Origin of the sequence: Bradyrhizobium sp. CCBAU 65884, assembly GCF_028128835.1 — a bacterium.
GTDB classification, from domain to species: domain Bacteria; phylum Pseudomonadota; class Alphaproteobacteria; order Rhizobiales; family Xanthobacteraceae; genus Bradyrhizobium; species Bradyrhizobium ottawaense.
Genome location: NZ_LBJU01000134.1, coordinates 478,348 through 500,141 on the forward strand (window position 1 = coordinate 478,348; position 21,794 = coordinate 500,141).

A 21,794-nucleotide genomic window follows, 5' to 3' on the forward strand; every position below is an offset into this window, starting at 1 on the left:
GCAGCTGCGAAATCGCCTTCCGCGAACCGTCGTCGCAACCGAGACGGAAAATGTTGCAACGCGAAGGCGTTACAAGGCGTCACGAAGGAGACAACGCTCGAAGCAGCGACTCTTTGGCAGCGTAGGAATACGGTATCGGGCTGCCAAACGCTGCGAATGCGCATTCATAAGCGCATTTTTTCATCAATTGTGGATGCCGGCCGTTCGCGCTAAGCATCCGCTCCGGGGCAAGCCATCATGCGAAGAGTTTCATGACCGAACGGCCTTCCGCTCTCGCGGTCGATCGCCGCGGCTTCATTCGACTTGCGGGCGCAACCGCCGCGGGATGGGTCGCGCTCGGCGCAACGTCGGATCGCATGCGGATCGTCGGATCGCTGACCGCATTGCCGCTCGACGACGAGCTGACCCGGCGGAGCCTAATCGACAGCGCAACCTCCCGCCTCGGCGGCCTCGTCGCCGGCTTGAGGCAGCGCGGCTGGGTCGAAGGCGTCAACTTCCGCCTCGAGCTCCGTTCGACCTTCGGCACACCGGACCGGCTCAAGGCCGCGATTCAGGAATTGCTGGAGCTGAAGCCGGACGTGATCCTGACGGGGTCGACGGTCGAAACCGTGGCGGTCCTTGCCGCCACCAGGACCATCCCGATCGTCTTCGCGACCGCCAACGATCCCGTCGGCAACGGCTTCGTCGAAAGCCTTGCGCATCCCGGCGGCAACGTCACCGGCTTCACCAACAGCACCGCCGAGATGGGCGGCAAATGGCTGCAGCTGATCCGCGAGGCCGTGCCTGATCTTGCGCGCGTCGGTATCCTGTTCAACCCGGCGACCACCCCGCGCGGCGGGCGCTTCTTCCTCGACTCGATTGAGCAAGAGGCGGCCGAGTCCGGAGTGTCCGCAATCCCCGCCCCCGTCAACGCGCCGACGGACATCGACGAAGCCGTCAGGCGCTTCTCCGAGCCGCCGAAGGCGGCGATGATTGCGCTGGTCGACAGCTTCCTGGTCGTCAACCGGAAGGCGGTCGTGGCGGCGGCCGCCAAGTATCGCGTGCCCACGATCTATCCGTTTCATTACTTCATGGACGCCGGCGGATTGATGAGCTACGGGCCGACGCTGGAAGTGCGCTCGGCCGACTATGTCGATCTCATCCTGCGCGGCACCAAGGCCGGCGACCTGCCGGTGCAATCGCCGCGCAAATACGAGCTCTTGATCAACCGCACCGTCGCCCGCACGCTGGGATTGACCATACCATTCACGCTGCTCGCGCGCGCCGACGAGATCCGCGAGTGAACGAAACGGTCGACCAGGGACATTTGCGAACGCCTCCCGGCCGGCTGTTCCGCAAATATCTCTACTCGATCGTCGCCCTCGCCTTTGCCGCGCTCGCCATCAACACGGGCTTCGACGTCTGGTTCTCCTATCGCGAGCAGAAGCAGCTTCTGGCGGCGACCCAGCGCGAGCAGGCGGCGTCCGCTGCGATTCAGATCGGCCAATTCATCGGCCAGATCGAAAACCAGATCAGATGGCTCTCGCGCCTGCCGCCGGAGCTGTCGACCAACGAAGACGAACGCCTGAACGCCATCCGTCTCCTGCGCCTCTCCCCGGCGATCGCGGAAATCGCCGAGCTCGACTCGCACGGGCTTGAACAGATGCGTGTGTCCCGCCGTGTGGCAGACCGAATCGGCAGTAAAGCCGACCTCTCCGCCTCGCCCGCCTTTCGCGGAGCCAATGAAAGCCGGGCCTATTACGGGCCGGTCTACTTCTTCGGCGATACCGAACCCTTCATGACGCTCGCCACGCGGGGGATTGGCCGCAATCCCAATGTGATCGTCGCCGAGGTTAATTTGCGTTTCATTTGGGACCTCGTCGCCGGGATCAGGGTCGGCAACACCGGCAAGGCCTACGTGGTGGACCGCACGGGTGTCTTGATCGCGCATCCCGATTTGTGGCGAGCCCTGCAACGCAGCGATCTCTCCGGCCATGCCGACGTCCGCGCCGCGCTCGACGGCGTGGGGCCGCCCTCCGGCGGCCTGATCAAGGAGGATCTGTCCGGCCAGCGCGTGCTGTCGACCTATGCGACGGTCCCCTCGCTCGGCTTGCTGGTGTTCGTCGAGCTGCCGCTCAGCGAGGCCTATGCGCCGATCTATGCGTCGATTGGCCGTTCGACCTTTCTCCTCGTCGTCCTGCTGGCCGGTGCGGTGCTGGTCTCTCTCTTTCTCAGCCGGCGCATGACGGGGCCGATCCAGCTGCTGACGGAGGGCGCACGGCGGATCGGGAGCGGCGATCTCGGCCTGCGGCTCGCGATCAAGACCGGCGACGAGCTGGAAGCGCTCGGCGACCAGTTCAACCGGATGGCCGCGCAACTGCGCTATTCCTACGCGACGCTGGAGCGCAAGGTGATCGAGCGCACCTCGGAGCTGGAGAAAGCGCGCGATCAGGCCCTTGCCGAGCACGATGCCGCCGAGCGCGCGCGGAGCGCGGCGGTGGCGGCCAATGAGACCAAATCGCGCTTCCTTGCCGTCGTCAGCCACGAGCTGCGCACGCCGCTGAACGGCGTCATGGGCGTGCTGCAGCTGCTCGACGACGGCAAACTCGGCGAGGCGCAGCGGCGCCACCTCACGACCGCGGCGGCATCGGGGGAGACGCTGATCGCGCTGGTCGATGCCATCCTGGAATATGCGCGCCTGGAGGCCAGCGCCGAAGCCCTGGAGCCGCGTAATTTCCACCTCGACCAGCTGATCGAAACGGCCGCCGACCTGATGCGGCCCCAGGCCTTCGGCAAGGGACTGACCTTCGACCTTGCCTGCGATGCCTCGGTCAGGACCTCGGTGCACGGCGATCCCGTCAGGCTCAATCGCATCCTGCTCAATTTGATCGGCAACGCCATCAAGTTCACGCCATCAGGCGCGATCACCGTCAACGCAGCCGCCGAGCGCCATGATGGTCATGTCCTGCTGCGCGTGACCGTTCGCGACACCGGCATCGGCATCGCCCCCGACATGCATGAGCGGATTTTTGAGGATTTCGTGCAGGCGGACGACAGCATCGCGCGGCGGTTCGGCGGCACCGGCCTCGGACTCGCGATCGCGCGGCGTCTCAGCCGTTTGATGCGCGGCGAGCTGACGGTGGAGAGCACGCCGAGCGCGGGTAGCACGTTCACACTCGAAGTGCCGCTCGATCCGGCCGTCAGCGGCATCGCCCAAGGTGCACTTCCGCCACCGTCGCGGCGCCTCCGCGTGCTGCTGGTCGACGACGACCCCATCAATTGCGAGGTCGGCGAAGCAATGCTGAATCGGCTCGGCCATCATGCCACGATCGCCAGAAACGGCGCCTCGGCCGTCGCACTCGCCCGCGATCACGCGTTCGACGTCATCCTGATGGACCTGCACATGCCCGACATGGACGGCGTCGAGGCGGCGTCGCGGATCGGCAAGCTCGGTCTGCCGAGAATGCCGCGCATCATCGCCGTCACCGCGGACGTGTCCTCCAGCGCACGCGAGCGGCTCGCCGACGCAGGCATTGTCCAGATCGTCAGCAAGCCGATCCTGATCAACGCGTTGCGCGAGGCGATCGAGGACGATCCGGAGGTCGCGCCGGCAGCCGTGCAACTCGCCGCGGGCGCCTTGATCGACCGGCACTATCTCGACGACCAGAAGGAGCTGCTCGGCGCCGCGCAAATCACAAAGCTCCACCACTTGCTGGAGGAGACCAGCGAAAAGCTGATCGACGACATCACCAAGGCTGCCGCGACCGGCGACCATAAACAGCTCGCCCGACACGCACATCAACTCGGCAGCGCCGCCGGCGCGCTCGGCCTCGTCCGCCTGTTCGAGCGCTGCCGCGAGATCGAGCTGGCGTCGCCTGCGATGTCGGCGCCTGAGTGCCAGAGCGCCGCGCGCGAGCTCGCTGCGCTGCGAGCAGCCTCGATGAGCGCGCTCGACGATCTGCTCCGGCCTGCCGAGCAGCGGTCGGTCAGCTAGATTTGTTCAGATCGAGCTCTTGGCGTTTTGCCCCCGAGCAGACCAAGACGGCTGAAATCGCACATTGACGTCTGCGAGCCCCCGGCGTTGAATGGTGTCTTCGATGTGGCGGAGGAGCTGCGGCGTCCCGTCGCCCGACAAGCGGTCGGTTAGCCGCTCCTGATCTTCGCCTTCGGGAAGTACAGTTTGGCTTCACCGACGCGCTGGGAGGTCGAGAGCCATGAGATTTCCGACCGCTCTATGGGTGGTCTCGTTGGCATTGCTCACCGCGGCGGGGGCGCGTGCGCAAATCCAGGAGGGCCCGCCAGCATGGGCCTACCCGGTCAACCCGCCCAATTTTCAACGCACGCCTGACGATGGCACGATCAGGCACGTTCCTGACAGCGCCGCCGGTTTTACGCTCACGCAAGTGCGCGATCTGTTCGCCGCGCCCGACTGGCATCCGGACGATCATCCACCAATGCCAGACATCGTGGTGAGGGGGAGAAAGCCAGAGGTGTTCGCGTGCGGCGTCTGCCACCGGGCAGACGGACCGGGCGGTCCTGAGAATGCCAGCCTATTTGGCCTCTCCGCGGAATACATCATTCAGCAAACGGCGGAGTTCAAGACGGGCCTGCGCACGAACTCTGCGCCTCGCGTCGCCACCGACCTGATGATCAAGTTGTCCAAAGCGGTGACGGATCAAGAACTCGCAGAGGCGGCAGCCTACTTCGCCTCCATCAAGCCGAGGTCGAATATTGTCGTCGTTGAGGCCGAGGCGGTGCCAAAAACACAGGTGAGAGACCTGTTCCTGGCTCCGCTGGACGGCGCCGAGAAAGAGCCCATCGGCCAGCGCATCATCGAGATCCCGGAAAACGTTGAACACTTTGTCAGCCGGGACTCGCGCGCTCGTTTCATCGCCTACGTCCCGGTGGGCAGCGTTCAGAAAGGACGGACGCTGGCAACGAACAGCGATCCGCGCGTCCAGTGCGGGACCTGTCACGGTGCTGACCTCAACGGGACTGCCATCGCTCCGGGGCTTGCGTCCCGTTCGCCCACCTACATGTTCCGGCAGCTCTATGACTTCAAATCGGGTGCGCGGAAGGGCGCCAACAGCGAACTCATGAAACCGGTTGTCGAGAATCTCAGCGTCGACGACATGATCGCACTGGTCGCCTTTTCAGCGTCGCTCAAGCACTGAAATTCTTCAGTTGCTGTGCAGCCAGCCGGCGCGCTTGGCGCGATTCTTCAGCAGGTCGCCCGGACGGCAATGTGCCGCCGGCCGGGCCAACACGCCACCCAAGGAATCAACTTCCTTCGTGTGGGACCTGTGACCATTGCGCTGTCACGAACCGGACGTTTTAACGACGAGCTTTATGTTCAGCAGGTTGACGCCCTTGAATGGGTTCGGCGCGCTTTCGATTGTTCCCGTGCCCGTGGCGTTCGCATAGGCACCTGTGCCCGACAGGATGGTGTATTCGCCCGTCGATTTGCCGTCTTTGGCCGAACCGGTGTAGCGCGCGGTAATCGAGCCTTCCTCGAATGTGTACGTGCTGTAGCCGAAGAAGGGGCCCGACCCTTTGAGCAGGTCCGAAGTATTGACGAACTCTTTCACTCCGATACGGCCATCGTTGAAGACGGCGACCCCAAAGAATTTGCCAGACACAACCGTCTGTCCCTCGACGTTTGCGGCCTCTATGACCTTGAGGTCGATCGGCTTCGTAACCAGCTTGAACTCAAGCACCCGCTCACCGGCTACGGCTGTTGACGCCGCGACGGCCAATGCCACGCCAGAAAGGAAAAGGGTGAGAGACTTCCGCATAGCTTCCTCCTGCGCTTGTTGAAATCAAGTCGAGAAGTGTGAGCTACTCATCGTGCCCGGCTCTTCGCGGTGGCACGGAAGAGAGCCCTCGGAACGCCCCGACAGCGGTTGAACTCTTTCTGTCCTGAGGCGCGAAGTCGGGACGCTAATATGAGTCCCAAGGCACGGAAGAAAGTTCAACTTTCCGGTGCGGTATAATCGTATCAAGCCACTGCGCGGACTCTCAGCAAAGGCACAACCATCATGGCCTTTGCTGGTAGCCGGACTTCATCCAGTCGTTCGCGGGGAGAGCAATTCCGAGGAATCACTGTCAGCAACCTTGACAATAGAAGAACCCTTGCCGCTCACCCTTTCATCACCCTTTCAAAGGAAATCCCCCGACTGTCCGCCGTGTAGCTCGCCTTCTTGACTCATCGCGAGAGATCGCTGCGAGCCGTTGCCCGGGCAGAGTCATGGCTTCCCGACCCAGCCTCAGCCCCCCTGCGCGCCGACTTCTTCATCGCGGCCAAACCGCTCAACGAGAAAGTCGATGAAGAGCCTGACCTTCACCGACAGGTGCCGCGTCGGCGGATAGACCGCATAGAGCGCGAGCGGCGGCGCAAAATAGTCTTCCAGGACGGCGCGCAGCTTGCCTGTCCGCAACGCGTCGGCAGCGATGAACTCCGGCAGCAGCGCGAGCCCCCTGCCCTTGATCGCGACGTCGCGCAGCACCTCGGCATTGTTCACACACAGCGACCAGGCCGGCTGGATCCAGTGATCGCCGTCGGCGCCTGTAAGCTTCCACTGATTGCCGGTGAGCAGGTAGCCGTAGGTCAGCGAGGCGTGCTCGCGCAGATCCTGCGGGTGCTTTGGCGTGCCGTGACGTGCGAGATAGTCCGGCGAAGCGCAGATCATGCGCGCCACCGGCATGATTTTTCGCGCGATCAAGCTCGACGATTCCAGTTCCGCGATCCGCAAGGTCACGTCAAAACCGTCCTGGACGGGATCGAGCAGGTCGTCACTGAGCACGATCTGGAGCTGGAGCTCGCCATAGCGCGCCATGAAATCGGCGAGCACGGGCCCGAGCCGCATCGTGCCGAACGACATCGGCGCGTTGACGCGCAACAATCCGCGCGGCGCCGACTGCGCCTGCGTCACCGCCTGGTCGGCCGCCTCGACCTCCGAGAGGATGACGAGCGCGCGTTCGAAATAGCGCTGGCCGTTCTCGGTCGGGCTGGCATGCCGTGTGGTCCGGTTCAACAGCTGGACGCCGAGGCTCTCCTCGAGGTCGGCGATGTACTTGCTGATCGCCGAGCGCGACAGCCGCAGCTGCCGGCCGGCTTCCGCAAAGCTGCCGCTTTCCACCACCTTCACGAAGGCCCGGAGACTGCCGAGCTTATCCAAGGCCTGCACTCGCCGATTGTTTCCAAATCGTAGACATTGCCGTCATATTTGCATGGATTGTCTCCAATCCAAAGCGGAACGATATTTCCGGCCAGAGCAAGACGCTCCCCGAACTCTGGAGGACGACAATGTCTGGACTGCACCATGTCACCGCGATCGCCGGCGACCCCATCAGGAATTTCGGCTTCTACACCCGGGATCTCGGCCTGCGCTTCGTCAAGAAGACGGTCAATTTCGATGATCCCGGCACCTATCACTTCTATTATGGCGACGAGACCGGCCGCCCCGGCACCATCCTGACCTTCTTTCCGTGGGCGGGCGTTCCGGCCGGGCGCCGCGGCGTCGGCGAAACTCATCAGACCGCCTTCCGCGTGCCGCAGCGCTCGCTCGGCTACTGGACCCAGCGTTTCACCGAGAAGGGCATTGCCTACGAGGCGCTGGAGAAGCGCTTCGGCGAATCCGTGCTGCCGTTCACCGATCCCGATGGCATGGCGCTGGCGCTGGTCGGCATTCCCGGCGCCGAGAGCGAGCCCGGCTGGAGCAACGGCGACGTGGCGGCCGAGCACGCGATCCGCGGTTTCCATGGCGTGACCTTGCTGCTCGACAGCGCGGCGAAGACGGCCGCTGTCCTCACCGACGTGTTCGGCTTCAAGGAGACCGGCCGTGAAGGCTCGGTGATCCGCTTCAAGGCGCCCGGCGATGTCGAGGGCAGCGTTGTCGACATCTACGAGGCCAAGGGCTTTTTGCGCGGCCATCAGGGCGGCGGCTCGGTGCATCACATCGCGTTCCGCGCGGCTGACGATGCCGAGCAGGGCAAGATGGCGCAAGAGCTCGTGAGCAATCACGGCCTGCATCCGACTGAGCAGAGGGACCGCAACTACTTCCGCTCGATCTACTTCCGCGAGCCCGGCGGCGTGCTGTTCGAGATCGCGACCGACATCCCCGGCTTCGCCGTCGACGAACCCGTCGCGACGCTGGGACGTGACCTCAAGCTGCCTGTTTTCCTCGAAGCGCAGCGCAAGCAGATCGAGGGTGTTCTGCCGAATCTGGAAGAGACCGTGTCATGACCGAGACTGAATTCATCCATCGTTTCGAGCCCGCGGCCAGCGCGGGCTCCCCTCCGCTCCTCCTGTTGCACGGCACCGGCGGCGACGAGAACGACCTGCTCGGGCTCGGCAAGATGATCTCGCCGGGGTCCGCCCTGCTCTCGCCGCGCGGCCGCGTGCTCGAGCACGGCATGCCGCGCTTCTTCCGCCGTCTCGCCGAAGGTGTGTTCGACGAGGACGACGTCCGCCGCCGCGCGAACGAGCTCGGCGAGTTCGTCAACGCGGCGCGGCAGCGCTACAGCATCGCCGCGCCGGTCGCCGTCGGCTTCTCCAATGGCGCCAACATCGCAGCCGCGCTGTTGCTGCTGAAGCCGGAGGTTCTGGCCGGCGCGATCCTGCTGCGCGCCATGGTGCCGCTGTCGGATCCGCCCAGAGCCGAGCTTGGTGGCAAGCCAGTCCTGCTGCTGTCCGGGCAGGCTGATCCGATCGTGCCGGCCAGCAATTCGGCCAAGCTTGCGGCTCTGCTCTCGCAAGCAGGCGCGAGCGTGACCCACAGGGTCCTGCCGGCGGGCCATCAATTGTCGCAAGCCGATTTGACGCTCGCCCGCGACTGGATCGGCAGCGTCGACGCCAAGGCAGCATGACCGAGCGAGGGGCGCATCGTTTCCAAACGGTGCGCCGCCGCCTTCACTCGAACGGCCCGTCGTAGGTCGCACCCATACGGCCTTGATCGCGCCGAAGGGATGCTCGACTGTCTCGCGTCGCGTCCGCATGGAGTCTGGAGTGGAATCGAGCCGCCTCTGAACTCTCAACAAGTGAGCATTTCGCTACTGGCAAACGCATTGCCTACGCGGTGGGCGTCGCGCCATGCGCTGAGTGCGATGGTACACCCCTTACGAAGTCTATGAATGCGCGCAACGGCGCCGGCACGAGACGTCGACCAGGATAGTAGAGAAAGGGCCCCGAAAAGCTCTGCCACCAGGGTTCGAGGACCGGCTCGAGCTGACCACTGGCGAGATGGGGACGAAGCCAGTCCTCGAAGAGGGTGACAATGCCGGTACCGGCGATGGCGGCGGCAACGGCGAGATCTGTCGCCGCCCCGACGCTGACCAGCAGCGGTCCTTTGGGTTCGACGCGAACGATTTCGCCCTCCCGTTCAAACTCCCACGGAGCCACCATCGCGCCGGACGAAAGACGACTGCCAAGGCAAGCGTGGTCGACAAGCTCGCGAGGATGATTGGGCCGGCCGTAGCGATCCAGGTAATTTGGAGAGGCAGCGGTTGCAAAGCGCTGAACGCGAGGACCGATTGGAATCGCCATCATGTCCTGCTCCAGACGCTCGTCGTATCGGATGCCAGCATCACAACCAGCGGCCAGAACGTCGATAAAGTTATTCTCCGCAATCACTTCCAGCCGGATGTCAGGATAAGCGGCGAGAAAGGGCGGCGCGATGGTGGGCAGCACGAGGCGTGCCGCACTGACCGGTACGTTCAGACGCAGGGTACCTGCTGGCCTGTTGCGGGAGCTGTTGACGACGTCGACGGCAGCTTCCACCTCGGCGAATGCTGGCCCGAGCCGCTCGAGGAGACGTTGACTTGCCTCAGTGGGCGCCACGGTTCGCGTCGTCCGGTTCAACAATCTGACGCCGAGTTGCGCTTCCAGCCTGGTTACCGCTTCGCTGAGTCCTGACGCACTCGCCCCGCTCGACCGAGCTCCGTCCCGAAAGCCTCCGGCCCGCGCGACGGTCACAAAAGCGTTCAGTTCACCCAGATCGACTTTCACTGTTCGCTTCTCCGAACAACCCGTTCGGATTGTACCCGGTTATCGAGCGCGCGGGCAACGTCTACCTACCGGCCATTGGTTCTTATGGAGATGACCTATGCCCAACACCGACCTAACTGCCAGCTTTGACCTCGGAGACCGCCGCGTGAAGCGGCTTGGCTACGGTGCCATGCAGCTTGCAGGCCCGCACGTGTTCGGTCCGCCCAGGGATCGCGCCGCCGCGTTGGCTGTGCTGCGAGCGGCCATCGCGTCCGGCGTGAACCATATCGACACAGCCGACTTCTACGGCCCGCATGTCACAAACCAGTTGATCCGTGAGGCGCTGCACCCCTACCCCAAGGATCTCGTCATCGACACCAAAATCGGGGCTCTGCGTGGCGCGGACGCCTCATGGAATCCGGCCTTCTCGCGCGAAGAGCTCACCCATGCAGTCCACGACAATCTGAAAAATCTCGGGGTCGACGCACTCGATGTCGTCAACTTTCGCGTCATGATCGACCGGCATGGCCCGGCCGAGGGCTCGATCGAAGCGCCACTGAATGTCTTGGCCGATCTCCAACGTCAGGGCCTGATAAGGCATATTGGGCTGAGCAACGTGACCGCGACGCAGGTCGCGGAAGGACGCAAGATTTGCAAGATCGTCTGCGTGCAAAATCAATACAATCTGGCCCACAGGTCTGACGACGCCTTGATCGACGACCTTGCCCGGGACGGCACTGCCTATGTGCCGTTCTTTCCGCTCGGCGGGTTCACCCCCCTGCAATCGTCCACTCTAACCGATGTCGCTGCTCGCCTCGGTGCAACGCCCATGCAGGTCGCGCTTGCTTGGCTCCTTCGTCGCTCACCTAACATCCTCCTTATCCCCGGCACTTCGTCGGTCGCGCATCTGCGCGAGAATCTCGCCGCGGCCGAACTCGATTTGCCGGATGATGCGATCGATGAGCTGAATGGCCTTGCCAGGAGCCGCGGTTGAGACGGTCTGCGGGCGCAGCATGGGACAGTGCTGCCTCATGCCAAATGGGGGCCGACCGTATGAAACTGGAAACGCAAGCGGGAAGTGGTCCTGCTGCTGGGCGGAACGGTGCCACCCGCGTCTCGCCCCGCTGTGGGCGGGGCGAGATCGTTGCTCCCAGCGCAGCTCGCTCAGATGAGGAAGTCGGTCTGGTGCAGGCTCGCCGCCTGCACGCCGTCGAGCGTGATGGTATCGCTCGCCGACAGATGAATCACGGCGTCGCCGGCGGCATTGTCGCTGATCAGGCTCGACAGCGCCGCCCAATCCGCGAACCCGTAATCGTGCACATTGATCAAATCATGCTCGGTCACGGTGCTGCCGACCGCCTTGTTGCCCTGGTCGAAATCAGTGATCAGGTCATTGCCGGAGCCGGCGTTGAAGACGAAGGTGTCGCTGTTTCCCCCGCCCGAAAGCTGGTCATTGCCGGCGCCGCCGTTGAGGATATCCCTGCCGCCGATGATCGAGCCCGGCGTCGCGGGGGCATAGTTCGCGGCATCACCATAGAGGTGATCGTTGGTTGCTCCGCCGGTGAGAATATCGTTACCGCCTTGAGCATTGCCGGACATGGTCCGCGCATCGCCGAAGAGCTCCGGGTTCGTATAATGGAGGCTGTCGATGCCATCGAACTCGACTGTGAGAATATCATCTCCCCCCTGGGCATTGTCGGTCAGCGAGGTCGCCGAATCTCCGTAGCCGAATCCGGCGGTCCAGACGACGTCGGTGCCGAAGGTGAAGGTGAGGTTGTCGTTGCCACCATGCGCATCGCCGCCGATGGAGCCGATGGAATCGCCGCTCGCTGTCGCAAAGCCCTGCATGGTGTTCACAGTGATGTCGAGCGTGTCATTGCCGCCCTGCGCCGTGCCGCTCATGGAACCGCCGGCATCGCCGGCGTATCCATGGTCGTAGCTTCGCCAGCCCACCGCGCCCGTGATGGTGTCACTGCCGCCATGCGAATTGCCCGACATGTCGCCGGCGACGTCGCCGAAAGCATGCACGTTGGTGTACATCCCCGTAGCTTGGACATTGATCGTGTCGTTGCCGCCCTTGGCGTCGTCGGTCATCGCCTGAGCATCGCCAATCACGAGGAACGTGTTCCAGCCGTAGTTCAAATTAACGGCCAAGGTGTCGTTGCCGCCGTGGGACTGGCCATGCAACGTCGTGTTGTCGTCGCCGAAGATCGTGACGTCTGCTTCGGGCTGGCTGATGGTCGCCGTCACGGTGTCGTTGCCGCCCCAGGCGTCCGCGGTGGTCGGAAAGTTCGGATCGCCGTAGATGGTTTCGATTTGACCAAACTGGTCCAGCAGGACGTCGTAGGTATCGTTCGGCAGATGCTGCATGGCGTAACTCCCATTTCATTGTCGGAAACGGGCCTGACGCCTGCAGAGCTGCTTTTTGCAAGACGCGTTGTTGACCACGCTTCACCGGGAGCGAATCTACCTTTGGTAGATGGCAGAGATTTGCAGGAATTCGGGAGAGAGTTTGATTGGGCGCATGGAACCGCGCTGACACCGCGAGGAACCTCGCCGCAGGTTGCGCATCCGTGAACTCTGATGACCTGCAAAAGCGCGCTGGCGCACGCGAGCATGTCCGCCTGCTACGGCACCAGGCGGAACTTGCCTCCGTCCACCGTGATCAGGAAGGCGGAGCGCTCGTCGTACCCGTTGTGGTCGGTCGGGCTCGTCGTCGACAGGGCGTTGTCGAGATCGTGGTTCGCCCGACGGGTCAATGTCCAGCGCATTGCGCCAACCAACGAAGTTCGCAACGCGCAAGCTATTGAAATCCCCGGCTGCTGTGCATGGGGTTGTTTTTCGGGCTCTTGTTTTGGACGTACCAAACGATTGGCCTCTCCCAATGGGGAGAGGCCAGATTGAAACGAGAGGCTCGACTCGATCGAGCGCTCCTACTCCCAAGACCACGTCGAGAAATCGTTCTCGTATTGCGGGACGTCCTTCCAGACGCCCTTCAACTTCTTGTTGGTGATGGTGATGAGCTGCGGCTGGTACAGGTAGGCGGAGACGGCGTCGGTCGCGAGCATACGCTGGGCGTCGCCGAGCAGTTTTGCGCGGGCGGCCTCGTCCGGCGTCGATACGATCTGCTTGTAAAGTGCGTTGAACGCCTCGTTGTTGTAGCCGAGATAGTAGTCCGCCTCGGTGATCTTGACGAGATCGAACGGCTCGACATGGCTGATGATGGTGAGGTCGAAATTGTGCGGACCGTTGCCGGCGAACACCTGCGACAGCCATTGCGCCCATTCGACGTTCTCGATCTTGGCGACGATGCCGACCTTGGCGAGCTGGGCCGCGGCGATCTCGCCGCCCTGCCGCGCATAGGACGGCGGCGGCAGCTTGAGCGACACTTCGAGCGGCGTGGTGACGCCGGCTTCAGTGAGCAGCTTCTTGGCCTTCTCGGGGTCGTAGGGATTGATGCCGGTGGTGTCGACATAGCCGAGCGCCCCCGGCACATAGAAGCTGCCTATCGGCGTGCCGAAACCGTCGACGGCGCCGTCGATCATGGCCTTGCGGTCGATCGCGGCGAGGATGGCGCGGCGGACGCGGACGTCGTCCAGCGGCTTCTTGCGGTGGTTGATCGCGACGATGGTCTTGGCCCTGGAGCCGCCGACCAATACCGTGAAGCGCGGATCGGCCTTGAACTGGGCAATCGTGCGCTGGGCCGAGACGCGCGGGAACGCATCGACGTCGCCCGAAAGCAGCGCCGCGGTCTGCGCGGCCGGATCGGAGATGAAGCGGATCGTCACCTTGGAGAGCTTGACCGCAGCGGCGTTGCGGTAGTCTGCCCATTTGGTCAAGGTGATCGAGGAGCCCTTGGCCCAGGCACCGAGCTGATAGGGCCCGGTGCCGACCGGCTGCGTGACGTTGGAGGCAGCGCTCTTCGGCTCGACGATCGAGCCGCCCGCCTGACCCAGCAGGAACGGCAGGTTCGGCTCGCCGTATTTCAAGGTGATCACGACCGTGTCGGCATCGGGCGCCTCGACCTTCTCGAAGGCCTGGTAGAGGCTCTTGTCCTTGTTGGTGCTGTTCGGCGCGGCGTTGCGCTCGAACGAGAACTTCACCGCGGCAGAATCGAATACCTCGCCGTTGTGGAATTTGACGCCCTTGCGCAGCTTGAACGTATAGGTCTTCAGGTCGGGCGAGGCTGTCCAGTTCTCCGCCAGCAAGGGCGAAACGGAGCCGTCCTCGTTGATCTTGGTCAGGGTCTCATAGATGTTGTAGAGCGTGACCTCGGCGATCGCGGCAGCGGCCGCATTGGTCGGATCGAGCCCCGGCGGCTCCAGCGCCATCGCCATGACGACGCTGTCCTTCTTGCTCTGCGCAAGCACCGGCAAAGGCGTTGCGACCAACGCGGCGGCAAATGCAACGATCGACAATTTCCTGAACATGCGTAACTCCCCGGCCAGTTCTGTTCTAAGCCTACGCCAATCCTGCTCCGGACACTAACCTTCCATGGCCGCCTGCGGCAACGCCATCACAGCCTCGGCCTTGTGGCAGGCGGCAAGGTGCCCCTCGCCCACCTTGCGTAACTCAGGCATGGCCTCGCGGCAATGCTGGTCGGCGAGCGGACAGCGCGCGACATAGGGGCATCCGGTCGCGGCCGCCGATTGCGAGGCGATCGCCTGGCCACCGCGCCGCCGCCGGCCGCCGCCGGCGCGCGCCCGCGGCACCGCCTCCAGCAGCGCCCGCGTATAGGGATGGGCGCAATGCTCGAACAGGTCTTCGGGCCGGCCCTGCTCGACGATGCGGCCGAGATACATCACCGCGACCTCGTCGCAAAGATAGTCGACGACGGCGAGGTCATGGCTGATCAGGATGTAGCTCAGGCCAAACTGCTCCTGCAGATCCTGCATCAGGTTCAGCACCTGCGCCTGCACGGAGACGTCGAGCGCGGAGACCGGCTCGTCGGCGACGATGAGCTTCGGCTGGGTGATCAGCGCACGTGCAATGGCGATGCGCTGCCGCTGGCCGCCGGAGAACTCGTGCGGATATTTCTCCATGTCGGCATCGCGCAAGCCGACCTGGCGCAGCACTGCGGCGACGCGCGCGCGAAAGGTGGTGCGGTCGGCGTCTTCCAGCACGGTGAGCGGCTCGGCGACGATGCGGGCGACGGTCTGGCGCGGATCGAGCGATCCATAGGGGTCCTGGAACACCATCTGGAAATCGCGCCGGGCGCGACGCAGTTCGTCGGCCGAGATGCGATTGAGATCACGGCCGAGCAGCGCGACCTGGCCCGACGTCGGCCGCTCCAGCGCCATCACCAGCCGCGCGAAGGTCGACTTGCCCGAGCCCGACTCGCCGACGACGCCGATGCTCTTGCCGGCGGCGACCTGCACGCTCACGCCATTGAGCGCGCGCACCTGCCCCGGCGGACGGAACAGGCTTTCCCTCGGCAGGGCGTAGCGCTGTTCGAGATCCTTCACGTCGAGAAGAGGCGCAGCGGTCATGCGGTCACCGCTCCAACGTTCTCAGCCATTGAGACATCCGTCCTGATGCAACGCACGAAGTGCCCGGGTCCGACGTCGACCATCCGCGGAAGCGCGGCGCGGCATTGATCGATCACGAACGGACATCGGTCGGAGAACGTGCACCCCGCCGCCAGATCTGCGAGCTCCGGCACGGTGCCCGATATCGTCTTCAGCCGCGTCCCCTTGCGCGCGCCGAGCTTCGGCCGGGCGCGAAACAGGCCCTGCGTATAGGGATGCCCCATCCGGCGGAACACCTCGTCGGTCGGCCCGCTCTCGACGACGGTGCCGCCATACATCACCATCATGCGCTGCACGTTCTCGGCGATGACGCCGAGATCGTGCGAGATCAGGATCATCGACATGCCGCGCTCCTCGACGAGATCGGCGATGAGGTCGAGGATCTGGCCCTGGATCGTGACGTCGAGCGCAGTGGTCGGCTCGTCCGCGATCAACAGATCCGGCTCGCAGGCGAGCGCCATGGCGATGGTGATGCGTTGGCGCTGGCCGCCGGAAAACTGATGCGGATAGGCATCGACGCGCCGCGCGGGATCGGGCAGCCCGACGCGGTCGAGCAAGGCGATCGCCTCCTTGCGCGCCTGCGCCGCCGAGTGCTTCTTGTGACGTCGCAGCGGCTCGGCGACCTGATGCCCGATCGTGTGCATCGGATTGAGCGCAGTCATCGGCTCCTGGAAGATCATACTGATGCGGTTGCCGCGCAGACGGCAATAATCCGCATCCGGCAATCGCGCGAGCTCGTTGCCGTCGAGCTTGATGCTGCCCGAGACCACGGCGCTATCGGGCAGCAGCCCCATCAGGGACATCGCCGTGACCGATTTGCCGCAGCCGGACTCGCCGACCAGCCCCAGTGTCTCGCCGCGCTTCAGGGCAAAGCTGACGCCGCGCACGGCCTGCGCCGGCCCGCGGCTGGTATTGAGGCGGACGCCGAGATGATCAACCTCGAGCAGCGGCACGGCCTGTCGCTCGCCCATCGTCATCGCTCCCGCGCCAGTCTGGGATCGAGCAAATCGCGCAATCCGTCACCGAGAAGATTGAGGCCGAGCACCGCGATCGCGATCGCAGCGCCCGGATAGACCGCGAGCATCGGCGACTGGAACAGCAGCGTCTGCGCATCGTTCAGCATCCGTCCCCAGGACGGCTGCGGTGGCTGCGTGCCGAGGCCGAGATAGGACAAAGCGGCTTCGGCCAGGATCGCGAGCGCGAACTGGATGGTGACCTGCACGATCAGGATCGACAGAATATTCGGCAGCACGTGCTCGATGGTGATGCGGAAGGCACCCTTGCCTGCCGCGCGCGCGGCCAGCACGAATTCGCGCGCCCAGATCGCGTTGGCGGAGCCGCGCGTTAGCCGGGTCAGCGTCGGGATCTGGAAAATGCCGATCGCGACGATCGAGGTGACCATCCCCGGCCCCACCACCGCGGCGAGCATGATCGCGGAGAGCACCGCCGGAAAGGCGAAGGTGAAGTCGGAGAAGCGCATGATGATCTCTTCGGTCCAGCCGCGCCGGGCCGAGGCGATCAGGCCTAGCGTGACGCCGAAACTTAGACCGATGCTGACGGCGATGACGCCGACCATGATGGTGGAGCGGGCGCCGGCGAGCAGCAGCGAGACGATGTCGCGGCCGAAGGAATCGGTGCCGAGCCAGTGCGCCGCCGAGGGCGGCCGCAGCTTCGAGGCGATGTCGATCTCGTAGGGCGACCACGGCGTCCACACCAGCGAGAGCAGCGCCGAGGCAAGCACCAGCAGGCTCAGCGAACTACCGAGCACGAAACTGCGATGGCGCAGCGCGCGGCCCCAGAAGGTCTTGGCCGGCAGGCGGCGTGTTGCGACCGGCGCGTCAATCGGAGTGGTCAGGGGGGTGCTCACAGGTCGTGGACCTTGATGCGGGGATCGATGAAGGCATAGAGCACGTCGACCACGAAATTGACGATGACGACCATGGTCGCCAGCAGCATCACGCAATTGCGCACCACGATCAGGTCGCGGTTGGCGATCGACTGGAAGATCAGCCGGCCGAGGCCCGGCAGATAGAACACGTTCTCGATCACGATAGTGCCGGCGAGCAGATTGGCGAATTGCAACCCCATGACCGTCATGACGGGGATCATCGCATTGCGCAGCACGTGGCTCCAAAGCACCTCGCGCTTGCCGAGCCCCTTCGCGCGGGCGGTGCGGACGAAGTCCTCGCGCAGCACTTCGAGGACGGCCGAGCGCGTGACACGCGCGAGGATCGCAGCCTGCACCACCGCGAGCGAGATCGCCGGGAGCAGCAGCGACTTGACGCCGAGCCAGATGCCCTCCTCCCAGCCGGAGAATCCCCCCGCCGAGAGCCATTGCAGCCGTACCGAGAACAGGAGAACCAGCAGGATCGCGAACCAGAAATTCGGCAACGCGATGCCGACCTGCGTCAGCGACATCACGCCGACGTCGCCGAGCTTGTTGTGGTTGGCGGCGGTGTAGATGCCGGCCGAGAGCGCCAGCGTCACCGTGATCGTCATCGCCATGATCGCGAGGGGAATGGTCAGCACCAGCCGCTCCGCGATCAGGCTGGCGACCGACGTGCCGTAGACATAGGAGTTGCCGAGATCGCCGACGAGGAGGCCCTTGATCCATTGCAGATAGCGAACCGCCAGCGGCTGGTCGAGCCCGAGCTTGACGGTGAGCGCACGCACTGCGTCTGGCGAGGCATCGGCGCCCATCAGCATCTGCGCGGCATTGCCGGGGAGCGCATCGAGCACCAGGAAAATGATCAGGGATGCGCCGACCAGCGTCGCCAGCAAGGTCAACAGACGTCGGAGGACAAATACGCTCATGCGCGCTCGGCTTCAGGGCTCAGCTGCGGCACGATCAACATGTCCGGGCGGCTGAGGCAAGCCTTTTGCACGCAAGTCCTTTGCACCCGAGCCCTTTGCTGCATGCCCCTCTCCTCAAGCCGGCCAGCGGGACAGGAGGTCGTGCGAGGCTTCGAACAGTGCGCTGACACGCAGCAATTCCGCATCGGCACGGAAGCGGCCGACGAGCTGAAGCCCGATCGGCAGGCCGTCGCGGCCGAAGCCAGAGGGCAGGCTGACGGCGGGATGGCCGGTCATGTTGAACGGCATGGTCCAGGGGAACCAATGCGGCCGGACGCTGTCGAAATGCGCTCCGTCGATCTCGATGGTGCCGAACAAATCCTGCTTGATCGGCAGCGCGGTGCGCGTGAGCGTCGGCATCGCCAGGAAGTGCCCGCGCGCAAGCAACGATTGCACGCGGCGGAACAGCGCGGTGCGCGCGAACATCGCCTCCTGATAGTCGACGCCGCTGACTTCGGTCGCAAGCGCGAGCTGCTTGAGGAAGGCCTCGCTCAGCTCGTCCTTGTGCTCGGCTGCGAGTTTTGCAAAGCGCGTGCGCCAGACCGTGTGGTTGATGGCGCGCCAGATCGGCTCGATGTCGAAACCGTCGCCGGAAAATTCCTCGAGCTCGGCGCCGAGCCCCGCCAGCCGGTCGAGGCTCGCCTTGAAGCTGGCTGCGACCTCGGCGGACACCGGACGGCCCGGCGGCGTCAGGCAGTACAGGATCCGCTGCCCGCGCAAATCGCCGCACGGGGCGGCCGTGCCGATGAAATCGGGCACGGGAACGCCGATCGACCAGGGGTCGCAGGCATCGTCGCCTGCCATCGCCTGCATCATCAACGCGGTGTCGGCGACGGTCCGCGTGGTCGGCGTGACATAGGTCTGGTTGCCGAACACATCCAGCGCCTGGCTGTGCGGGATCACACCGTTGCTCTGCTTCAAGCCGACCACGCCATTGCAGGCGGCGGGAATTCGCGTCGAGCCGCCGCCGTCGGTCGCGATCGCGAGCGGCGCGATGCCGCTGGCCACCGCCACCGCCGCGCCGCCGCTGGAGCCGCCGGAGGAACGGCACGCGTCCCAGGCATTGCGGGTGCGACCGAACAAAGGCGAATCCGTCAGGCACTTGCTGCCGAATTCCGGCGTCGTGGTCTTGCCGATCAGAATCGCGCCTTCGCTGCGCAGCCGCGCCACCGCGACGGCATCCTCGGTCGGCACATTGTCCTTGTAGGGAACGGCGCCAAAGGTGGTCTTGACGCCCTTGGTGTTGACGATGTCCTTGACGGTGACGGGGATGCCGTGGAGCAGGCCGAGCGGCTCGCCGGCCATTATTTTGCGCTCGGCGACGCGCGCCTGCGCCATCGCCTCGTCGCCACACAGCGTGATGAAACAGTTCAGCTCGGGCTGGAGCGCCTCGGCGCGCGCGAGCACGGCACTGACGATCTCGACGGGGGAAATCCGCTTTTCGGCGATGAGGCCGCGCAGTTCGGTTGCGGACAGCAGACAGGGATCGCCGTTCATCGTCACATCACGCTCCGAAGCGGGCCGTCGTTGGCCCGAAGACATTGACAGCGAGAATGACAGTTTTGTTAACTCGCCGTCCAATACGATTTTGGTCGCCAACCCATACGTTTTCGGTATGCCAATGGATCTTCGCCGCCTCCGCTATTTCGTCGCCGTCGCCGAGACACGCAGCGTCGGCAAGGCCGCCGAGCGGCTACGGATGGCTCAGCCTCCACTGTCCGTCCAGATCCGCAAGCTCGAGGCCGAGATCGGCGCGCCGCTGTTCCGCCGCGGCACCCGCGGCATGGACCTGACCGAGGCCGGCCAGGCGCTGCTGGCGCGTGCGAGCGAAGCTCTGGCGCTGGCCGTCGACGGCGCCGAAGCCGCGCGCGCGGTCGCCGCCGGCAAGCGCGGGCGGCTCTCGGTCGGCTACATGTTCGTCCTGTTGCGATGCTGCCGCGGCTCATCCCTGAGCTGCGCCGCTCGGTTCCGGGCGTCGATCTCGACTTTGCCGAGCTCAGTGCATCGACGCGCGAGGCCAGACTGCTCGACCGCAGCGTCACGGTTGCGCTGTGCATGCCGGCCATCAACCATCCTGAGATCCAGGTGGCTCGGATCGGTGCGCAGCCATTTATGCTGGCAGTGCCGATCCGCTCGCCGCTCGCACGTCTCGGCGCCGTGCCGATGGCGCGGTTGCAGGGCCGTCCGCTGATCGCGTTGCCGCCTCCGGAGCAAGATCCCGCCTCCTCCGCGGTCGCAGCCCTGCTACGACGACATCAGATCGTGATGCCGATCGCGAGCCGGGTGGAGACCGTGCATTCGGCGATGAGCCTGGTTCTCGCCGGCGAAGGTCTTGCGATCGTGCCGGCCTGCGCCCAGCTCGGCGCGCCACGCGGCATCGTGTTCAGGCCGCTGCGCGATGCGGCCGATTCCATCGACATCGCGGTGTGCTGGCGGAGGGATTCCCAGAGCCCGCTGATCTCCAGGTTCATAAAATGCGCCGAGAAGGCCGTTGCGCGGATGTGAGGCGGCGCTACCAGCTCCAGTTGATCTCACGGCTCCAGGGCGGATCGGCGCCCGGGCGGGTGCAGGTCAGGCCGGCGCAATTGGCGGCAAAGGACAGCGCCCGGCGGAGCTCGTCGACATTGATGTCCTTCAGTGCTTTCCGGGCAATGCGCCCCTGCTTGTGCAGGGCAAAGAGCAGCGCCGCCTGAAAACTGTCGCCCGCGCCGATCGTGTCGGCGACTTCAACCTTGGGCGCGGCGACCTCGATCTGCCCTGCCCCCGCGTGCCACGCGATCGCGCCATTGTTGCCGCGGGTGACGACGACGAGGCTCGTGCCCTGCCCGAGCAGCGCATTCGCCCGCTGCTCGTAAGGCTCGTCGCCAAAGAGATAGGCGAAGTCGACGTCGGACATCTTGATGAGATCGGCGTGGCTAGCGAACTCGGCCATGCGCGCCAGGTAAGCCGGCTTGTCCTTGACCAGATTGGGCCGGCAATTCGGATCGAAGGAGACCGTCGATGACGCCCGCGCGTCCGCGATCAGGGCTGTCGTCTCCGCCGCGCCCTGGTCGTTGACGAGCGTGGTCGAGCCGACATGAACGGCTTCCACATTCGCGAACGGAATCGTCCCGCGCTGGTAGGTCCAGTTCCGCGTCGCGGTTCCCGCGTCGTAAAAGGCGTAGTGCGTCTCGCCCGCGACGATGCGGACGAAAGCCAGCGTGGTCTGGTGATCACTGCGGGTGGCGAGATTGAGGTCGACGTTGGAGGCCGCCGCATGATCTGCGATCATCCGCCCGAACATATCGGTCGAGATGCCGCCGACGAATCCGGTGGGTGCGCCCAGCCGGGCCATGCCGATGGCAACGTTGAGACAGGAGCCGCCGACGGCCGGCATCACTGCCTCGCGTCCTTGCGCATTTCGCGTCGGCACGAAATCGATCAGCGCGTCACCGCAGGCAATCAGCATG

18 protein-coding genes and 1 pseudogene are annotated in these 21,794 nt (G+C 64.7%); 7 read left to right on the plus strand and 12 right to left on the minus strand.

Going from position 1 to position 21,794, the window contains the following annotated elements; all coding sequences use genetic code 11:
• Window positions 1-251: 251 nt before the first annotated feature.
• The 3 genes from XI03_RS40100 (at window position 252) to XI03_RS40110 (ending at window position 5,153) form a co-directional block, all read left to right on the plus strand.
• A complete protein-coding gene (locus tag XI03_RS40100; protein ID WP_028142429.1) occupies window positions 252-1,283 on the plus strand; it encodes an ABC transporter substrate-binding protein in 1,032 nt (343 codons plus the stop codon).
• On the plus strand, window positions 1,280-3,973 hold the full coding sequence (locus tag XI03_RS40105) for a hybrid sensor histidine kinase/response regulator (protein WP_271595217.1): 2,694 nt from the start codon (window positions 1,280-1,282) through the stop codon (window positions 3,971-3,973). Before XI03_RS40100 ends, XI03_RS40105 begins: the two co-directional genes overlap by 4 nt.
• 220 nt (window positions 3,974-4,193) lie before the next feature.
• The gene (locus XI03_RS40110; RefSeq protein WP_271595218.1) at window positions 4,194-5,153 is read left to right on the plus strand and encodes a c-type cytochrome; all 960 of its coding nucleotides are present in this window, start codon (window positions 4,194-4,196) and stop codon (window positions 5,151-5,153) included.
• Between the two features lie 144 nt (window positions 5,154-5,297).
• Here XI03_RS40110 and XI03_RS40115 read toward each other — a convergent pair whose 3' ends face one another.
• Together XI03_RS40115 and XI03_RS40120 are read right to left on the minus strand one after the other, a co-directional pair.
• The gene (locus XI03_RS40115; protein ID WP_028142426.1) at window positions 5,298-5,774 is read right to left on the minus strand and encodes a hypothetical protein; all 477 of its coding nucleotides are present in this window, start codon (window positions 5,772-5,774) and stop codon (window positions 5,298-5,300) included.
• Window positions 5,775-6,245: 471 nt separating this feature from the next.
• The gene (locus XI03_RS40120; protein ID WP_271595241.1) at window positions 6,246-7,157 is read right to left on the minus strand and encodes a LysR family transcriptional regulator; all 912 of its coding nucleotides are present in this window, start codon (window positions 7,155-7,157) and stop codon (window positions 6,246-6,248) included.
• Window positions 7,158-7,285: 128 nt separating this feature from the next.
• Here XI03_RS40120 and XI03_RS40125 point away from each other — a divergent pair, with 128 nt between their 5' ends.
• Window positions 7,286-8,224, plus strand: coding sequence for a ring-cleaving dioxygenase (locus XI03_RS40125; RefSeq protein WP_271595219.1), 939 nt, complete (start codon window positions 7,286-7,288; stop codon window positions 8,222-8,224).
• Window positions 8,221-8,847, plus strand: a complete 627-nt coding sequence (locus tag XI03_RS40130) for an alpha/beta hydrolase (protein ID WP_271595220.1) — start codon at window positions 8,221-8,223, stop codon at window positions 8,845-8,847. The genes XI03_RS40125 and XI03_RS40130 overlap by 4 nt, the downstream gene beginning before the upstream one ends.
• 202 nt (window positions 8,848-9,049) lie before the next feature.
• On the opposite strand, the gene XI03_RS40135 is transcribed toward XI03_RS40130, so the two are convergent.
• Complete coding sequence (locus XI03_RS40135) at window positions 9,050-9,985, minus strand: LysR family transcriptional regulator (RefSeq protein WP_271595221.1); 936 nt, start codon at window positions 9,983-9,985, stop codon at window positions 9,050-9,052.
• Between the two features lie 97 nt (window positions 9,986-10,082).
• Between XI03_RS40135 and XI03_RS40140 the strand changes: the two genes are divergently transcribed.
• Window positions 10,083-10,958 (plus strand): aldo/keto reductase family oxidoreductase, encoded by an 876-nt coding sequence (locus XI03_RS40140; protein WP_271595222.1) that lies wholly within the window; start codon window positions 10,083-10,085, stop codon window positions 10,956-10,958.
• 170 nt (window positions 10,959-11,128) lie between these two features.
• On the opposite strand, the gene XI03_RS40145 is transcribed toward XI03_RS40140, so the two are convergent.
• The 8 genes from XI03_RS40145 to XI03_RS40180 form a co-directional block, all read right to left on the minus strand.
• On the minus strand, window positions 11,129-12,334 hold the full coding sequence (locus tag XI03_RS40145) for a calcium-binding protein (RefSeq protein ID WP_271595223.1): 1,206 nt from the start codon (window positions 12,332-12,334) through the stop codon (window positions 11,129-11,131).
• Window positions 12,335-12,591: 257 nt separating this feature from the next.
• Window positions 12,592-12,723 (minus strand): hypothetical protein, encoded by a 132-nt coding sequence (locus XI03_RS40150; protein WP_271595243.1) that lies wholly within the window; start codon window positions 12,721-12,723, stop codon window positions 12,592-12,594.
• Between the two features lie 174 nt (window positions 12,724-12,897).
• Window positions 12,898-14,394, minus strand: a complete 1,497-nt coding sequence (locus tag XI03_RS40155; protein ID WP_095426501.1) for an ABC transporter substrate-binding protein — start codon at window positions 14,392-14,394, stop codon at window positions 12,898-12,900.
• 54 nt (window positions 14,395-14,448) lie between these two features.
• A complete protein-coding gene (locus XI03_RS40160) occupies window positions 14,449-15,453 on the minus strand; it encodes an ABC transporter ATP-binding protein (RefSeq protein WP_038947896.1) in 1,005 nt (334 codons plus the stop codon).
• A complete protein-coding gene (locus tag XI03_RS40165; protein ID WP_271595224.1) occupies window positions 15,450-16,463 on the minus strand; it encodes an ABC transporter ATP-binding protein in 1,014 nt (337 codons plus the stop codon). Before XI03_RS40165 ends, XI03_RS40160 begins: the two co-directional genes overlap by 4 nt.
• A 2-nt stretch (window positions 16,464-16,465) precedes the next feature.
• Entirely contained in the window at window positions 16,466-17,359 is an 894-nt protein-coding gene (locus XI03_RS40170) for an ABC transporter permease (protein ID WP_097668715.1), read from the minus strand.
• Window positions 17,356-18,306: an ABC transporter permease gene (locus XI03_RS40175; RefSeq protein ID WP_271595225.1), complete on the minus strand. Its 951-nt coding sequence runs from the start codon at window positions 18,304-18,306 to the stop codon at window positions 17,356-17,358. The genes XI03_RS40170 and XI03_RS40175 overlap by 4 nt, the downstream gene beginning before the upstream one ends.
• A gap of 114 nt (window positions 18,307-18,420) precedes the next feature.
• The gene (locus tag XI03_RS40180) at window positions 18,421-19,842 is read right to left on the minus strand and encodes an amidase (protein ID WP_271595242.1); all 1,422 of its coding nucleotides are present in this window, start codon (window positions 19,840-19,842) and stop codon (window positions 18,421-18,423) included.
• Between the two features lie 124 nt (window positions 19,843-19,966).
• Between XI03_RS40180 and XI03_RS40190 the strand changes: the two are divergent.
• Window positions 19,967-20,850 (plus strand): annotated as a pseudogene (locus XI03_RS40190) (LysR family transcriptional regulator).
• A gap of 7 nt (window positions 20,851-20,857) precedes the next feature.
• On the opposite strand, the gene XI03_RS40195 reads toward XI03_RS40190, so the two are convergent.
• The gene (locus XI03_RS40195; protein WP_271595227.1) at window positions 20,858-21,793 is read right to left on the minus strand and encodes a carbohydrate kinase family protein; all 936 of its coding nucleotides are present in this window, start codon (window positions 21,791-21,793) and stop codon (window positions 20,858-20,860) included.
• Between the last annotated feature and the right edge of the window lies 1 nt (window position 21,794).

What these genes read in the sequence shown, in the direction of transcription:
- XI03_RS40100 (WP_028142429.1), top strand. Translation starts at nt 252, where the DNA reads ATGACCGAACGGCCTTCCGCTCTCGCGGTCGATCGCCGCGGCTTCATT.
- XI03_RS40110 (WP_271595218.1), top strand. Translation starts at nt 4,194, where the DNA reads ATGAGATTTCCGACCGCTCTATGGGTGGTCTCGTTGGCATTGCTCACC.
- XI03_RS40115 (WP_028142426.1), bottom strand. Translation starts at nt 5,774, where the DNA reads ATGCGGAAGTCTCTCACCCTTTTCCTTTCTGGCGTGGCATTGGCCGTC.
- XI03_RS40125 (WP_271595219.1), top strand. Translation starts at nt 7,286, where the DNA reads ATGTCTGGACTGCACCATGTCACCGCGATCGCCGGCGACCCCATCAGG.
- XI03_RS40130 (WP_271595220.1), top strand. Translation starts at nt 8,221, where the DNA reads ATGACCGAGACTGAATTCATCCATCGTTTCGAGCCCGCGGCCAGCGCG.
- XI03_RS40140 (WP_271595222.1), top strand. Translation starts at nt 10,083, where the DNA reads ATGCCCAACACCGACCTAACTGCCAGCTTTGACCTCGGAGACCGCCGC.
- XI03_RS40145 (WP_271595223.1), bottom strand. Translation starts at nt 12,334, where the DNA reads ATGCAGCATCTGCCGAACGATACCTACGACGTCCTGCTGGACCAGTTT.
- XI03_RS40155 (WP_095426501.1), bottom strand. Translation starts at nt 14,394, where the DNA reads ATGTTCAGGAAATTGTCGATCGTTGCATTTGCCGCCGCGTTGGTCGCA.
- XI03_RS40160 (WP_038947896.1), bottom strand. Translation starts at nt 15,453, where the DNA reads ATGACCGCTGCGCCTCTTCTCGACGTGAAGGATCTCGAACAGCGCTAC.
- XI03_RS40165 (WP_271595224.1), bottom strand. Translation starts at nt 16,463, where the DNA reads ATGGGCGAGCGACAGGCCGTGCCGCTGCTCGAGGTTGATCATCTCGGC.
- XI03_RS40175 (WP_271595225.1), bottom strand. Translation starts at nt 18,306, where the DNA reads ATGAGCGTATTTGTCCTCCGACGTCTGTTGACCTTGCTGGCGACGCTG.
- XI03_RS40180 (WP_271595242.1), bottom strand. Translation starts at nt 19,842, where the DNA reads ATGAACGGCGATCCCTGTCTGCTGTCCGCAACCGAACTGCGCGGCCTC.
- XI03_RS40195 (WP_271595227.1), bottom strand. Translation starts at nt 21,793, where the DNA reads ATGCTGATTGCCTGCGGTGACGCGCTGATCGATTTCGTGCCGACGCGA.